This window comes from Exiguobacterium acetylicum (genome assembly GCF_019890935.1).
GTDB classification, from domain to species: domain Bacteria; phylum Bacillota; class Bacilli; order Exiguobacteriales; family Exiguobacteriaceae; genus Exiguobacterium_A; species Exiguobacterium_A abrahamii.
Window position 1 is genome coordinate 2050503 of record NZ_CP082333.1, and the last position, 16188, is coordinate 2066690.

Sequence of the window (16188 nt, forward strand, 5' to 3'; positions counted from 1 at the left end):
ATCCCTTGTTGTTCACTTTCAAGTATTATTCGATTCTTTCTCCTTCAAGTAGCCCTTGTCGTTCGATATAGTCACGTAAGACATCGTATTCCGGTGCCTGCCAAAAGGCTTCCGATCGCAGTAAGCGGACTGCATCTTGTCGCGCGGTTTCCATGACTTGTATATCGAGCGCAGGATCAGTCAAGACGAATCGCGGTAATCCACTTTGTTCGGTACCAAAGAAATTTCCGGCTCCGCGCAGTTTCAAATCCTTTTCCGCTAGCTTGAAGCCATCGTTCGTCTCCGTCATCGTCTTAATCCGTTCTTTTCCCGTATCGGAAGAGGGATCGGCGATTAGAATACAGTAAGACTGGGCATCGCCTCGACCGACGCGTCCTCTTAATTGGTGTAACTGCGCAAGACCGAAGCGTTCTGCATCATGAATGACGATGATCGACGCGTTCGGAACGTTCACGCCGACCTCGACGACCGTCGTTGAAACAAGGATTTGAACAGTATTCTCCTTAAACGCCTGCATGACCTCGTCTTTTTCAGAAGAAGTCAAGCGCCCATGCATCAAACCGACATGATAGGGCTTGAACCGCTCAGTCAATATCGCATGTAATTCGATCGCATTTTGAACTTCGAGTGATTCGGATTCCTCGATCAATGGCGTGATGACGTAGGCTTGTCGACCTTGCGACAATTCTTTCTCGACGAACCCGAAAACGCGTTCCATCTGTTGCGGTTTCGCCCAGTAGGTCTCGATTTCCTTTCGTCCCGCCGGCATCTCATCGATGATCGAAACATCCATATCTCCAAAGACCGATATCGCAAGCGTACGCGGAATCGGTGTCGCTGTCATATATAATACATCTGCCTGTTCAGCTTTCGCACGCAATCGTTTCCGTTGTTCGACACCGAAGCGATGTTGTTCATCGGTGATGACGAGGTGTAATGCCTTGAACTGGACGGTGTCTTGAATCAGCGCATGTGTTCCGACCAAGACGTCGATCTCTCCTGTTGCGAGGGCTTCGAGCAAGTGTGCGCGCGCTTTTCCTTTAACTGAACTCGTCAGTAGACCGACCCGAATCCCAAGTGGTTCAAGTAATGGGGCGAGCGACGCTGCATGCTGTTCCGCTAAAATTTCGGTCGGCACCATTAAGGCGCCTTGTCTTCCGGCACGAACCGTCGCGAACAAGGCGATGGCTGCGATGACGGTCTTTCCGCTTCCGACATCCCCTTGCAGCAACCGATTCATTCGTTCACCGCGACCGATGTCGTCTAAGATTTCTTTTGTCACGCGTTGTTGCGCTCCTGTCAGCGGAAACGGCAGGCTCTTGATGAAATTCGCGATATCCGTTTCATGAAGGGGAAGAGCAATCCCTTGACCTTTCCGTCGCCCAAGACGTAACGCCTGTAATTTCAGTTGGAAATAGAGGCACTCCTCGTAGACATAACTGCGACGAGCAGCCGTCAACTCTTGTCGATTCGTTGGGAAATGGAGCGACTTCAACATCGTCATCCGGTCTTGCAGCCGATACGTCTTCCGGATGCTATCCGGGATTCGTTCAGCTAATGCCTCAGTCTCCTTGAACGCCAAGTCGACGACGCGTCGGAACGTCTTCATCCGCATGTCACCCCGGAGCGAGTAAACGGGTGTCAATTCGCCTTCGATTGCCCCGAATTGCAATTCCGTCGCAGAGATCGTCATCCGGTGTAAATCCCACTTGCCACTGACCGTCACTTCTGCCCCGAGTTGCAATTGGTCTTTGTAGAATGCCCGGTTGAACATCGTTACGGTCACACTATACCGTTCTTCAACGAGCAGACGGAACGTTAAACGATTTTTTCCTTTGCCGTAATAGCGCACAAGTGGTTCAGACTGGACTTGACCCGTGAACTTGACTTTATCCTCATGGATTGCTTCCGTTAGACTTCCCGTCACGAAGTCGTCATAACGAAACGGGACGTGCTCGAGCACGTCCGCAACGGTGAGAATATTCATCTCTTCTAGTTTTTTCGCTAAATCCCGTCCGACACCTTTTAATGTCTTGACGTCACGTGATGGATTCATTCGATAACTCTCCGAAGATTTTTGCTTCGAGCCAGCGACCAGTCGGCGTATTCGCGAGTCCACCTTTTGCTGTCTCGCGAAGCGCAGACGGCATCATCTGACCAATCTCATGCATGGCTGAGATGACTTCATCACACGGAATCCGTGACGTGATTCCTGCGAGTGCCATGTCGGCAGCGACAACAGCATTCGCCCCGCCCATCGCATTGCGTTTCACGCATGGTACTTCGACGAGTCCTGCAACAGGATCACAGACGAGTCCGAGCATGTTCTTCAACGCGATCGCAAAAGCATGTGCTGACTGATCCGGTGTTCCGCCCGCCATCTCAACGATCGCAGCAGCTGCCATCGCTGTTGCTGAACCAACTTCTGCCTGACAGCCACCAGCTGCTCCGGAAATCGACGCATTGTTCGCGACGACGAAGCCGAACGCACCGGATGTGAACAAGAAGCGTAGCATTTGCTCACGCGTTGGGTTTAAGCGATCTTTGACCGCAAATAACGTACCTGGCACGACGCCGGCACTCCCTGCCGTTGGTGTCGCACAAATTTTTCCCATCGCAGCATTGACTTCATTCGTTCCGATTGCTTTACTAACGGCGTCCAGTAATAAATCACCGGATAAACCTTTACCTGAAGCACGGTACCGTTGAAGCAAGACAGCATCTCCACCGGTTAGTCCTGTCACCGACTGGACACCGTCACCATCAAGCGAACGAGCGACTGCTTCTTCCATCACTTGTAGGTTTCGTTCCATCATCGCATAGACTTCATCTCGCTCTAAATGACGAACCGTCATCTCTTGCTCGATCATGACTTCCGAAATCGGAATATTTCGTTCCGTCGCGATGGCGACGAGTTCTTTTACGGATTTAAACATGTCTTCACTCTCCCATCATGACGGCACGCTCGACTTGAGGTAACCGATCGATTTCTTCCAACACTTCTGCCGTTATCCGGTCATCAATCTCAATTGCCATGAGTGCTTGTTTTCCTTTTTCATGCCGTGACACTTCCATGTGCCCGATGTTGATTTCGTAATCAGCCAAAATGCTCGTCACGGCTGCAATCGCACCAAAGCGGTCATGGTGCAAGACGACGAGTGCCGGTCCCCCACCGGACAAGCGAAGCGGTACACCATTTAATTCCGTGATTTCAATCGTTCCCCCACCAATTGAAATACCAACCAATTCAAACTCTTCTACTCCATTCGTCAAATGGACACGAGCCGTATTCGGATGATCCGTCAATGCTTCGCTCGTCTCGAAATGAATCTCGATCCCTTTTGACTTCGCGATATCGATCGATTGCGGAATTCGGTCGTCAAACGTATCGTATCCGAGAACACCGCCGATGATGGCGACGTCCGTTCCATGTCCACGATACGTATCCGCGAATGAACCGTAAAACGTGATGTGGATGACAGTAGGTGTTTCCCCGAATAATTTACCCGCCATCAATCCAATCCGTGCAGCCCCTGCTGTATGCGAGCTCGATGGACCAACCATGACTGGTCCGATGATGTCAAAGACGCTACGATATTTCATTTCTTTTCCCCTCTCTATGAAACAAACGAAATCCCACCTCTATTATCGCAGATGGTGGGATTCGTGAAAAGGCTAGTCGCCCTTTTTCAGTATGATGGTTTTATTCGACGCTTAAAATGTACGAATAAAGTGGTTGTTTGCCGTCGTGGACTTCCACTTCAGCATCGGGATTAACCGATTCGATGTACGCGACGAGGTCGTCGACTTCTTCTGCCGAAACGCCTTCACCGTAAAGAACCGTGATGATTTCGTCGTCCTCCGTGACGAGTGTATCGACGAGTTTCTTGACGGCACCAAGACTTGAAGCGTCCGTAGCGACGATTTGTTTTTCAGCAATCGCCATATGGTCGTCCTTCTTGATTTCTACACCATCGATGTTCGTATCACGTACGGCATATGTGACTTGTCCCGACTTAACGGCTGCAATCGCATCTGCCATATGCGCTTCGTTCTCTTCGACAGTCGCTTCTGGATTATAGACGATTGTTGCTGCTAAACCTTGTGGAACTGTTTTTGATTTCACGACCGTCACACCACAATTCGCAACAGATGCTGCTTGTTCAGCGGCCATGATGATATTCGAGTTGTTTGGATAGACGTAAACGTGTTCAGCATGTGCATCCTCAATCGCCTTAACGATATCTTCCGTCGACGGGTTCATCGTTTGTCCGCCTTCGATAACGACACTGACACCGAGTGATTTAAAGAGTTCGCTGATTCCTTCACCCATTGCGACTGTCACGAGGGCTGCTTTCGCTTTTGCCTTCGGTGCAGCAACTGGAGTGACTTGGTTCGCACCTTCTTCTTCAAGGATCGTCGAGTGTTGTTGACGCATGTTTTCAATCTTAACAGCGACGAGTTCACCGAAACGTTGTCCTTTTGTGATGACTTCTCCTGGTGTTTCAACGTGGACGTGAACTTTCAACAGTTCTTCATCCGCGACGACAAGCAACGAGTCACCGAATTCCGCTAATTCGTTACGGAAGTCTTCTTCGCTAAATGGTGCATTCGCAAGCTTGTCATCTTGGAAACGAACCATGATTTCCGTACAGTAACCGTAATGGATTTCTTCTGTCGACATGAAGCTTTGAGCCGTTTTATGATGCTCTGCTTCGACGAGTGCTTCCATGACAGGCGCATGCGGTTTGTCGAGTTCTTTTCCTTCGAGTGTTGCGAGGAATCCTTCATAGATACAAACGAGACCTTGACCACCAGAGTCAACGACGCCGACTTCTTTTAATACCGGAAGAAGTTCTGGTGTTCCGTCGAGCGATACTTTCGAAGCTTCGACGAGTTGACGCATCAACTCTAAGAAATCCGTCGTCGTCTCAGATTGTGCGATAGCAGCGACCGCTGTTTCACGGGCAACCGTCAAGATTGTTCCTTCAACCGGTTTCATGACTGCTTTGTATGCTGTATCGACACCTTTTTGTAACGCATCTGCGAATTCCTTCGTATCAATCGTTGTTTTGCCTTCGATTGATTTCGAGAATCCACGGAACAATTGACTTAAGATGACGCCAGAGTTTCCGCGCGCTCCCATCAATAATCCACGTGCGAAGACGTTCGCGACTTCCGATACAGAATCCGAAGTTGATTTACCTGCTTCTTTTGCTCCTGAAGTCATCGTCAAATTCATGTTCGTTCCCGTATCACCATCTGGCACAGGGAAGACGTTCAATGAATCGACGAAATCTGCATTTTGATAGAGATTCGCCGCGCCATTTTGAATCATCTTGACTAACTGCGCTCCTGTTAAACGATCTACACTCACTAAAGTTTCCTCCTCTATTCCCGCCTTAGACATTCGTCAAGCGGACTCCTTGGACAAAGATGTTCACAGATGTCACGTCAAGACCTAGTGCCTGACTGAGCGTGTATTTCACGCGACTCTGTACGTTGTTCGCCACCTCTGAGATTTTCGTTCCATAGCTTACGATGATATGCATATCGATATGGACCTGCTCTGAAGCCTGTCGAACGATGACACCGCGTGCAAAGTTCTCACGTTTTAAGAGTTCAGCAAGACCATCCTTGATTTGAGACTGGGATGCCATACCAACGACACCAAAACATTCCATTGCTGCGCCGCCCGCAAGTTGCGCGACGACATCATTATCTACATCAATCTTTCCATAGGTCGTTTTCATCTCGATCGCCACCTGAGTAGCCCCCTTTGAATATTGTATTCTTCTCATAATTCTACTATAAGGACCTACTATTGAAAAGTCGCCGTACTGACTATACAATGAATAAGTGAAAAATAGTAGCGGTCAAATGAACTTTTACCATCATCCTCATCCATTATTTTAAATTTCGAGGTTGTCTGTCAAGTTTTTTTCTTGTCAGCTACTTTTTTTATGTTGCAACCGCCCTGACACCATGCTAAGATAGCAAAGTGTCTATTAGGACGAACGCAAAACAACATAAAAGGAGGCGGAACGCATGGCACGTAAATGCTACGTTACTGGGAAATCGCCAAAGTCGGGTAACAACCGTTCACACGCATTGAACAAAACAAAACGTACTTGGGGAGTCAACGTACAAAAAGTACGTATCCTCGTCGACGGTAAGCCGAAAAAGGTTTGGGTTTCAGCTCGAGCTCTTAAATCAGGTAAAGTCGAACGCGTATAAGGCGCAACCACCGGATGGGAATCTTCCCTTCCGGTTTTTTTATGCCCTCATTTATTTTTCTCATAAACTAATTGTCGCTTTTATTGAAAACGCTTACAATAGGAACGTACTTTATTTTGTCAGAATTGGGGGAAGTCATCATGCAACTCAAACGAGAGATGACGAGTCGACATCTGTTCATGATTTCACTCGGCGGAATCATCGGAACAGGCTTATTTTTAGGGTCAGGATTAACGATTTCACAAGCAGGACCTCTCGGGGCGGTCCTCAGTTACATCGTGGGTGGGACCATCATGTATCTGACAATGTTATGTCTAGGGGAATTAGCGGTCTATCTGCCGGTCTCGGGGTCATTTCAGACCTATACGACCCGCTTCATCGGACCAGGAATCGGCTTTGCCGTCGGTTGGATTTATTGGCTCGGCTGGGCCGTGACGGTGGCACTCGAAATCACAGCTGCCGGCAGTTTAATGGACCGCTGGTTTCCGAATGTACCCGTTGTCGTCTGGTGTACCGTCTTTACGGTCTTGCTGTTCGGTCTGAATGCCGTCTCCGCCAAAGCATTCGGTGAAGCTGAATTCTGGTTCTCGAGTTTGAAGGTCCTCGCGATCCTGTTCTTCATCATTTTAGGTGGCGCTGCCTGGTTCGGCTGGTTACCGATGGAAGCAGATCGCCCAACATCGTTGTTCGCGAACTTTACGGCAAGCGGTTGGTTTCCAAACGGGATTCTCGGTGTCTTGACGACAATGATTGCCGTCAACTTCGCCTTCCAAGGAACGGAATTGATCGGTGTCGCGGCTGGGGAGTCCGACACGCCAGAAAAATCGATTCCAAAAGCGATTCGCAATACGGTCTGGCGTACGTTCATCTTCTTCGTCTTATCGATTACGATCGTTGGTGCATTAATTCCGTATGAGACGGCTGGTGGAGTCAGCAGCCCATTCATCATGGTCTTTGATGCGATTGGCATCCCGTACGCTGCTGATTTGATGAACATCGTCGTCTTGACGGCGTTGTTGTCCGTCGGAAACTCCGGACTATATGCGGCGACCCGGATGTTATGGGCGATGGCGCAAGAAGGGATGATTTCAAAGAAATTATCTTACGTCAATGCACGTGGTGTGCCGATGCGGGCGTTGCTCTTTACGATGATGTTCGCGATGTTATCGCTTCTGACCGCATTTTTCGCAGAAGATACCGTCTTCATTTGGCTTTTGTCCTTAGCCGGACTTGGCGCTCAAGTCGGCTGGATTTCCATCTCTGCTTCTCAGCTCGCATTTCGTCGTCAGTTCGTCCGAAACGGACACGATGTATCCGAATTAAAATTCAAAACACCACTCTATCCGGTGTTACCACTGATATCGTTGACACTTAACGTCGTCGTCCTCGTCAGTCTTGCGTTTCAAGCGGATCAACGAATCGCGCTATACATCGGTGTTCCTTTCTTCCTTGTCATGTGGGGAAGTTATCATCTCTTCGTCAAAGGAAAACATCTATCCGCTCAAAGCGACATCCGTGTCGCCCCTTCTCAACTCGAAGAATAATTTCAGACAAAAAGAGGCCGCGGAGTCATCCACGGCCTCTTTCCTATGATTGTGCTATTCCTTAAGCGTCCGCATCATCAATAGTTCTCCTTGATGGAGCTCCACCTTCGCTTCTGACGCACACCATTCATTACTGACGGTCAAGGAACCTCCGACGGGTACGGGATGTGCATCAAGTGGATATTTGACTCCGGATAAGCTTAAAGTCGACGGTACGAGTGGAATGAACGAAAGATAATGATAGCTCCCTGCTTCGACTGCATACGTTCCCTCAGCCAAGTATCGTACCTCTTCTCGTTTCGTCACGAGTCGTGCCTCTGGATATCGCTTCAATAGATATACATTTTGGACGGTCATGTCGAGCCGCCCACCTGTCGCCCCGATGATGAAGGTATCCTCAAACTGTTTCTTCTCTGAGACTGTACGAAGTGCCAGTTCGAGATCCGTTTCATCTTTCTCAGCCGGATGAACGATTGCCCCTTCTGGTACATAACCAAGCGAATCAAAATCACCGATCGTCAGGTCGCATGTCAGCCCATACGATTCAATCGTCTGAACACCACCATCGACACCGACGATGAAATCACCCGGCTGACAAAACATCCGTAAATCCGGCACTTCTTCTCGCGGACCGGCACAAACGAGAATCGCCCGCATCTCAGACGCCTCGTGCCGAATAACGGAGTAAGCGTGGCGCAGTCGTAAATAGAATTCCTGCTACGATTCCACATAAGATGTACGAGGGAACCATATACGTTGCGTTATAGACGAAAGAGTATTCCACGACTGGACCTTTTGCATACTTGGCAAAAAAGACGATGCCACTGATGACATGACAGATATAACGGAGTCCTGCGCCTAATAACGTCGCAAGGAGAACGAACGCCATCAAGCTTTTCTTTTGTCCATTGCGCGCGGCTAGTCTGACTTGACGCGCGAACAGACCACTTAATCCGACGACACCATACGCAATCGTATAGTCAAGCATCGGTTGAACGATCGTCAAGACTTGTGGAGCGAACATCAATTGAATCGTACCGACAAGCGCTCCCGTGACGACCCCTCCGACGACACCGTGGCGAAATGCCATGACGAAGATCGGTAGCATCGCTAAGCTAATCGAACCACCTTGTGGCATTTTGAATGGAATCAGTAAATCAAAGACGACTCCGAGACTGGCGAAGATGGCAATTTCCATCATCATTTGTAACCGTTTCATGCTGTTTTTCCTCCTTCATTGTACGAGAGGACACAAAAAGGCAGTACGACGAACGCCGTACTGCCTGCGTGCGCCACATCCCTACGTCCGTTTGAACGGAACAGGTTCGAAGGGTTAAAGTCTAAAAGACTCCTCTCAGCCGCTTTTCAAGCGACACCCCTTGCGGTCATCATATTTCGTTTTCTCGTTCTTATTATACGGCAGCCCCTTGACGAATGCTAGTGATCGCTTCCGCATAATCTGGTGCATTATAGATTGCTGATCCTGCGACGAGAACGTTCGCACCGTTATCGATGCAAAGTTTTGCCGTTTCCGGATTGACACCACCGTCAATCTCGATTTCAAATGTCAGACCACGATCTGCTTTCATTTGCGCGAGTGCTGCGAGTTTCGGCATGACACGCTCGATGAAGGCTTGTCCACCGAAGCCCGGATTGACCGTCATCAATAAGACCATGTCGACATCCTCAAGGACGTGTTCAATCGTTGATAATGGCGTGTGCGGATTCAAGACGACTCCTGCCTTTGCGCCCGCTGCTTTGATTTGTTGTAAGACACGATGGACATGATTCGTCGCTTCGACGTGGAACGTCACGATGTCTGCCCCTGCCTTGACGAAATCTTCAACGAAACGTTCTGGCTGGTCGATCATCAAATGGACATCGAGAATCATATCCGTCTTTTGACGTAAACTGCTAAGCACAGGTAGTCCAAACGAGATGTTCGGTACGAACTGACCATCCATGACATCAAAATGGATATAGTCCGCGCCTGCCGCTTCGACTGCTTTGACATCACGTTCGAGATTCGCAAAATCTGCTGATAAGATAGATGGTGCAATTTTAATCATCTTTAATACCTCCGGGCTCGATTCTTGATTTCGTCTATAAACATACCATAGTTCTCATAACGAGAGGACATGATTTCTTGGGCTTCGACGGCTTCCTTGACGGCACAACCGGGTTCATTTAAATGCAAGCAACCTCGGTATTTGCACTCATCTTGTACAGCCACGAATTCAGGAAAACTCCATCGTACATCCTCGATTTCCATTTCATACGGAAAATCAAGGTTCGAGAAACCCGGTGTATCGGCAATCAATCCTTCGGCAAGCGGCATCAATGTGACGTGACGCGTCGTATGGCGTCCGCGTCCGAGTGATTTCGAGATGGCACTTGTTTCTAAATCAAGCGAGGGCTCCAGTGCATTGAGCAATGAACTTTTCCCGACACCGGATTGTCCCGCGAGAACGCTCGTTTTTCCAGCAAGCAACGGACGGACTTGCTCAACACCCGACAACGTCTCACTTGATGTCTCGATGACCGTATAGCCAATCTTCCGGTAAGCGGCAATTGCCTCTCGGACAGCCGGTCCTTTAACATCGTCCAGCAAGTCCATTTTCGTCAACAGGATGACGGGTTGAATTTCCTTCGCTTCGATCAAAACGAGAAATCGGTCGAGCAAGTGCGCTGAAAAATCAGGTTCTGCCGCCGAAACGACGAGCAATGCCTGGTCGATATTCGCGACAGGCGGGCGTACTAAAAAGTTGTCCCGCTCCTTCACTTCGAGAATATATCCTGTCTCACTTTCGATATGAAGAACGACCTCGTCTCCGACGACTGGACTGATGCCGCGTTTTCGGAAATTCCCTCTTGCCCGTGAACGGACCTCTCCTTCTGGTGTCATGACATCATAAAAGCCACCCTGCAGGCGTATGATCGTTCCTTCTCGATTCTCTTCGATGCGTTGTTCCGTCATCCTATGCACTCCTTTTTCATCACATTCACTGTGCGTCTTTTGCTTGATTGTACGTGATGGTTTTTGAACGATACACCGTATCGTCTTTATAAATCGTAATCTTGCCTTCTTCTCCCGGATCAATCGTCACCGGCACGTCGAATGTCTCATCTTGATCAATTGATTCCTCGATGACGGTCCGCTTCCCTTTCGCATCTTCCGTCTCAATCCGGATGACTTGTTTCGGTGGTTCCTCGTCCTCGTTCTCGCTGACCGCATCATAGACGACCTTTTCAGGGAACGTCGCTGTCAACGTTTTTTCTTCCTCACCTTTTGAGATGAAGACCGTCACGGAGTCGTTCGGTTCGACTTGTGCTCCTGCTTGCGGGAATTGACGGATGACTTGATCGAGCTTGACATCACTTGAGAATTCTTGTTCAAACGTACCGTCGAGACCCATTTCATCGAGATACGCTTTCGCTTCATCACTCGATAAGTTCGTCAAGTCTTTCAATTCAAAGGACGACGTTCCTTCTGAGACAGTGATCGTAATCGTCTGTTCTTTTGCGATCACTTCCGTCCCAGCAGAGATCGATTGCCGGATCACATTACCTCGCTCGATTTCATCCGACTTTTCACGTTCGACCTCGACTTTAGCGAATCCAGCCTCTTTTAACGTCGCAATCGCCTCTTTTTCAGCGTCATCTGTCACATCCGGTACTTCGACCGGAGCACTTCCGGTAGAGACGACCAAGTTGACTGTCGAGCCCTTCTTGACCTGTGCGTTTTCACGCGGTGTCTGACTGATGACGTCTCCCTCATCGACTGTATCGCTATTTCGTTCTGTCGTCTCGACAACGAATCCAAGTTTCTCAAGCTTCGTTTCCGCTTCGTCTCCATCCGTCTTGACGACAGATGGTACGGTGACCGTTGGATCTGGCCACATCGCAAACGTCGTAGCTGCACCACCTAGCAATATGAGCAATAAGAGAACGATCCACCAGCGTTTTTTCTTTTTCTTTTCCGGTGTTTTCGGTTGAACGGTCGTGACAGCGGGTGATTCTGGTTCCGCTTTTGATTCTTCTGGCACTTGGACAGGCGATAAGACCATCGTCTTTTCCATCTCATCCTCTTCTGCACCTCGGATGCCTTCACTTGCTCGTTCGTCAGACAACGCCGTCACCATATCTGCCTTAAAGGCTGCGACGGACTGTTGGCGGTCATGCGGTGCTTTTGCGAGCGCCTGCATGATACAGTTCTCAAGCGCTTGTGGCACTTTCGGATTCAAGACGGATGGACGACGCGGTGTATCTTGCAGATGCTTCAAAGCAATCGCAACTGGTGAATCACCTTCGAACGGGACTTGTCCTGTCACAAGTTCGTATAAGACAGCACCAAGTGAATAGATATCCGACTTCTCATCCGCAAATTTACCTTTTGCTTGTTCCGGTGAAAAGTAATGGACAGACCCAAGGACGGACATCGTATGCGTCAGCGTCGCATTCGACATCGCCACAGCGATTCCGAAATCCGTTACTTTGACGGTACCATCCTCTCGAATCAACATGTTTTGCGGTTTGATATCGCGATGGATGATTCGGTGTGCATGGGCATGATCGATCGCATCACAAATTTGAGCGATGATATCGACGGCCTGCGGCACAGGTAATGCTTGATTTTCACAAAATGTCTTTAATGTCATACCATCGATATACTCCATGACGATGTAATAGATGGCATCTTCTTCGCCTACATCATAGACGGCAACGATGTTTGGATGATTCAAGCTGGTAGCAGCATGCGCTTCACGTTCGAATCGACGAATGAACTGTTCGTCATGCGAAAATTCCGTTCGTAAAATCTTAATGGCAACATGACGCTTTAAAATCTCATCATAGGCTTGATAGACATTCGCCATCCCGCCACTTCCAACTAGCCGTTCTATGCGGTAGCGGTCATTTAATCGATCTCCGTATCGCATATTCAGACCCTCTTTCTTTCTTTGAACCGGATGGCGGCAATCGTAATATTATCCGCGCCTCCTCGAGCATTCGCTTCTTTCACCAATCGTCCGACGATCTCATCAAGCGGCTCATCTTGTAAGATGATCTGTTCGATGACATCATCTGGCACTTCATCGGTCAACCCGTCACTACAGACGAGGACGAGATCATAGTCTGGAGCATCTCTGACTTGAATGTCGACTTCGACCGTTTCGTTCGAGCCGACCGATCGTGTGATGACATTCTTACGTGGATGATTTTCGACTTCCTCATCCGAAAGTTCCCCCATTTGTCGTAACATGTTGACGTAAGAATGATCATCCGTCAATTGTTTTAACGCCGTTCCTTCAAGGGCATAGACCCTACTATCTCCAACATGACCGATGACGAGCAAATCCTCAACCCAGCATACGCAGGCAATGGTCGTACCGACGATTGCAAGTTGCTCTTCTTTTGAAAACTGAAGAATCCGGACATTTGCCTCGGCTACACGTTGTTCTATCCATTCAGACAATTCCATCGGACGATTTGGCATGAGTGAAAAGGATGCTTCGAATACCTCGCGAACGATCGCACTTGCGATATCGCCAGCAGCATGACCTCCCATACCGTCCGCAACGACGGCAAGACCACGTTCAGCGTTCCCAACGAGTAATACCGTATCCTCATTTTTAGTTCTGACTTTCCCAGTAGTCGAAAGGTGAGCTAACTCCATGACAGTCCTCCGTTCGTGTCAATCTTCTCGTTTTTTAAACGCGGCAATATAGAAGCCGTCCGTTCCGACTGTCGTCGGTAACAACTTGAGTTCTGCTCGATCCCCGATCAAATGTCTGACCGATTCCGGCATCCGTGCCGCGAAGGATGTATCAAATTCAAATCCTTGATCGAGAATGAATGCTGTCTGGTCCTCGTTCTCGGTCGGATCAATCGTACAAGTCGAATAGACAAAGGTTCCACCCTTTTTAACGAGTGGTAAGACAGATGTCAGAATATCTCGTTGAATTTTCGGGAGTTGCCCGAGTTGTTCCGGGCGTTTCGTCCATTTGATATCTGGTTTTCTCCGAATGACACCGAGTCCTGAACAAGGTGCGTCGACAAGAATCCGATCAAACGATTCTACTTCAAAGCGGTCTCCTGCTTTACGAGCATCTAACGCTTCTGCTTGAACAGTCGTAAGACCTAATCGTGTCGCTTGCTGTTCAATCAATTTAATCTTATGTGGATGAAGATCAAGTGCCTGTAGTGTTCCCGTCGTCAAACCTTCAGCAATGTGCATCGCTTTCCCACCAGGTGCGGCACAGCTGTCGAGAACATGATCAGATGCTTCTGCACCAAGTGCACGGGCGACGAGCATTGAGCTCTCATCCTGCAGAGAAAGATACCCACGGTCAATCAGATCCGTTTTTTGAACGCTTCCTCGTTCGATTTCGAGACCATCTGGCGCGACCGTAGATGGTTTTGCCGTCACACCTTGGTCGAGTAGAAGCTCGATCGCTTCCTCTCGCGTCGTCTTCGTCCGATTGATGCGAACCGTGACCGGTGCAGGTGTGTTATTCAATTGACAGATTTGAAGCGTTTCTTCCGGACCAAACAGTTCAATCCAGCGTTCGACGAGCCACTGCGGATGACTCGTTTCGATGCTGATTCGTTTTGCAACAGGCTCAATCTCAGCAAAATGGGGCATTCCCGCCCGTAATACATTCCGGAGCACTCCGTTGACGACTTTCGAGACGTGGACTTTTCCACGTTTTTTGGCAATCTCGACAGCTTCATGGATGACGGCATGATCCGGTACACGATCAAGATAAAACAATTGATACACACTCATCCGTAACAACGGACGCATGAACGGATCAAGTTTTTTCTGTTTCGCTAGATACGGCTCCAAAATATAATCCAGTGTCAATTCACGACTGAGCGTCCCGTAGACGAGTTCCGTGAACAAGCCGACATCTGTTGCTGAGATAGCACGCTTTTCAAGCATTTGGTGGACGGTGATTGTCGAGAAGGCACCACCTTGACCAATTTTCATCAGTGTCGTTACTGCTGCGTCACGTACATTCATGCGTTCTCACCTACTTGTTGTCCGAGTTCAAGCGATTGACCAATCCCGCGCATGAACGTGGCACCATCCATCCGTTTTTTTCCGGACGGCTGTAAGTCGATCAGCTTCAACGCTGTCTCCGAACCTGTCGCGATGACGGGACCATCCGCTTCTAAAGCGATGATTTCGCCTGGTCGTCCCGTTCCTTTGACTTTCGTCGCGAAAAAGACTTTCAATCGGTCATCACCGAGCATCGTGTACGTGCTCGGGAAAGGATTCATTCCTCGGATTTGATCATAGAGTGTCTCACCCGGTAACGTAAAATCAAGCCGTTCCCGCTCGCGTGAGATGTTCGGCGCAAACGTCGCTTCTGCCTCATCTTGCGCTTCCGGTGTCAATTCACCTGCGAACAGACGAGGTAACGTCTCAAGCAACAGACGCGCTCCTGCGTCCGCTAATTTTTCAAACATCGTTCCGACTGTATCGGTCTCTTCGATCGGAACGATGATTTTTGACAACATATCACCCGCGTCAAGTCGATCGACCATATACATGATCGTCACGCCTGTCTCTTTTTCTCCATCGATGATTGCTTGATGAATCGGTGCACCGCCACGATATTTCGGTAGGAGTGACGCATGGACGTTGATCGCTCCAAAACGTGGTGCTTCCAAAATCGCTGTCGGTACAATCTGACCGTAAGCTGCCGTGATAATGAGATCTGGTTTTAAATCAAGGACGTCCTGATAGTCTTCACGAATCCGTTTCGGTTGCAACACAGGAATATCGTGTTCCATCGCGACGAGTTTCACTGGTGTCGGTTTGACTTCCCGTTTTCGTCCGACCGGCTTATCTGGTTGCGAGACGACACCGACGACGTCATACCCAGCATCGATCACTTCACGCAGTGTTCCTGCCGCAAACTCAGGTGTCCCCATGAAGACGACGCGCGGTTTTTCTTGCTCGACGAGTTTATCCGTAAACAGGACACCGTCTAAATGATCCATCTCATGCTGGATGGCACGTGCAAAAAAGCCGTTTGCCTTGATTTTGACCGTCCGTCCGAGTCGATCCTGCGACTTGACGACGATGCGGTCGAACCGTTCGACCGGTCCGAAAATGCCTGGCATGCTGAGGCATCCTTCGTCATCGATCTGTGAACCATCGGCTTCGATGATTTCCGGATTGATCAGCTCGATCGGTCCTGTCTCATCATCCGTATGGACGACGGCAACACGAATCGGTTGATTGATTTGCGGTGCCGCTAAGCCGACACCATCATATTCGTACATCGTATCGAACATCCGGTCGATCATCTTACCGAGTTTTTTATCGAACTTCGTGACAGGTTCACATACCTGTCGTAATACATCATTTGGTACTTCTACTACTTTATACATACAG

General features: G+C 49.0%; 15 protein-coding genes and 1 riboswitch. Of the genes, 2 read left to right on the plus strand and 13 right to left on the minus strand.

From position 1 onward, the window contains the following. Positions 1–25: 25 nt before the first annotated feature. The 5 genes from recG to K7G97_RS10805 form a co-directional block, all read right to left on the minus strand. Complete coding sequence (gene recG, locus K7G97_RS10785; protein WP_223040563.1) at positions 26–2056, minus strand: ATP-dependent DNA helicase RecG; 2031 nt, start codon at positions 2054–2056, stop codon at positions 26–28. After that, positions 2040–2936: an L-serine ammonia-lyase, iron-sulfur-dependent, subunit alpha gene (gene sdaAA, locus K7G97_RS10790; protein ID WP_023468754.1), complete on the minus strand. Its 897-nt coding sequence runs from the start codon at positions 2934–2936 to the stop codon at positions 2040–2042. Before sdaAA ends, recG begins: the two co-directional genes overlap by 17 nt. A 4-nt stretch (positions 2937–2940) precedes the next feature. After that, positions 2941–3603: an L-serine ammonia-lyase, iron-sulfur-dependent subunit beta gene (sdaAB, locus tag K7G97_RS10795; protein ID WP_023468755.1), complete on the minus strand. Its 663-nt coding sequence runs from the start codon at positions 3601–3603 to the stop codon at positions 2941–2943. Between the two features lie 100 nt (positions 3604–3703). Then, positions 3704–5377, minus strand: coding sequence for a DAK2 domain-containing protein (locus K7G97_RS10800; protein ID WP_396133834.1), 1674 nt, complete (start codon positions 5375–5377; stop codon positions 3704–3706). A 25-nt stretch (positions 5378–5402) separates the two neighbouring features. Further along, on the minus strand, positions 5403–5765 hold the full coding sequence (locus tag K7G97_RS10805; protein ID WP_023468757.1) for an Asp23/Gls24 family envelope stress response protein: 363 nt from the start codon (positions 5763–5765) through the stop codon (positions 5403–5405). 283 nt (positions 5766–6048) lie between these two features. Between K7G97_RS10805 and rpmB the strand changes: the two genes are divergently transcribed. After that, positions 6049–6237 carry a 50S ribosomal protein L28 gene (gene rpmB, locus K7G97_RS10810; protein WP_023468758.1) on the plus strand — a complete coding sequence of 63 codons (189 nt, stop codon included), beginning with the start codon at positions 6049–6051 and terminating at the stop codon, positions 6235–6237. A 140-nt stretch (positions 6238–6377) separates the two neighbouring features. Next, positions 6378–7781: an amino acid permease gene (locus K7G97_RS10815; RefSeq protein WP_223040565.1), complete on the plus strand. Its 1404-nt coding sequence runs from the start codon at positions 6378–6380 to the stop codon at positions 7779–7781. Between the two features lie 54 nt (positions 7782–7835). On the opposite strand, the gene K7G97_RS10820 is transcribed toward K7G97_RS10815, so the two are convergent. The 8 genes from K7G97_RS10820 to fmt form a co-directional block, all read right to left on the minus strand. Continuing rightward, a complete protein-coding gene (locus K7G97_RS10820) occupies positions 7836–8438 on the minus strand; it encodes a thiamine diphosphokinase (RefSeq protein ID WP_223040566.1) in 603 nt (200 codons plus the stop codon). 1 nt (position 8439) lies between these two features. Next, positions 8440–9000: an energy-coupled thiamine transporter ThiT gene (gene thiT / locus K7G97_RS10825; protein WP_195864757.1), complete on the minus strand. Its 561-nt coding sequence runs from the start codon at positions 8998–9000 to the stop codon at positions 8440–8442. A 61-nt stretch (positions 9001–9061) separates the two neighbouring features. Beyond that, positions 9062–9171, minus strand: a riboswitch (TPP riboswitch). A 22-nt stretch (positions 9172–9193) separates the two neighbouring features. After that, the gene (rpe, locus tag K7G97_RS10830; RefSeq protein WP_029342106.1) at positions 9194–9850 is read right to left on the minus strand and encodes a ribulose-phosphate 3-epimerase; all 657 of its coding nucleotides are present in this window, start codon (positions 9848–9850) and stop codon (positions 9194–9196) included. A gap of 2 nt (positions 9851–9852) precedes the next feature. Beyond that, a complete protein-coding gene (rsgA, locus tag K7G97_RS10835) occupies positions 9853–10758 on the minus strand; it encodes a ribosome small subunit-dependent GTPase A (RefSeq protein WP_195864756.1) in 906 nt (301 codons plus the stop codon). Positions 10759–10783: 25 nt separating this feature from the next. Continuing rightward, positions 10784–12718 (minus strand): Stk1 family PASTA domain-containing Ser/Thr kinase, encoded by a 1935-nt coding sequence (gene pknB / locus K7G97_RS10840; protein WP_223040567.1) that lies wholly within the window; start codon positions 12716–12718, stop codon positions 10784–10786. Positions 12719–12720: 2 nt separating this feature from the next. Then, a complete protein-coding gene (locus K7G97_RS10845) occupies positions 12721–13455 on the minus strand; it encodes a Stp1/IreP family PP2C-type Ser/Thr phosphatase (RefSeq protein WP_223040568.1) in 735 nt (244 codons plus the stop codon). An 18-nt stretch (positions 13456–13473) separates the two neighbouring features. Then, positions 13474–14805 carry a 16S rRNA (cytosine(967)-C(5))-methyltransferase RsmB gene (gene rsmB, locus K7G97_RS10850; protein WP_223040569.1) on the minus strand — a complete coding sequence of 444 codons (1332 nt, stop codon included), beginning with the start codon at positions 14803–14805 and terminating at the stop codon, positions 13474–13476. Further along, complete coding sequence (gene fmt / locus K7G97_RS10855) at positions 14802–16184, minus strand: methionyl-tRNA formyltransferase (RefSeq protein ID WP_064299633.1); 1383 nt, start codon at positions 16182–16184, stop codon at positions 14802–14804. The genes rsmB and fmt overlap by 4 nt, the downstream gene beginning before the upstream one ends. Positions 16185–16188 lie beyond the last annotated feature (4 nt).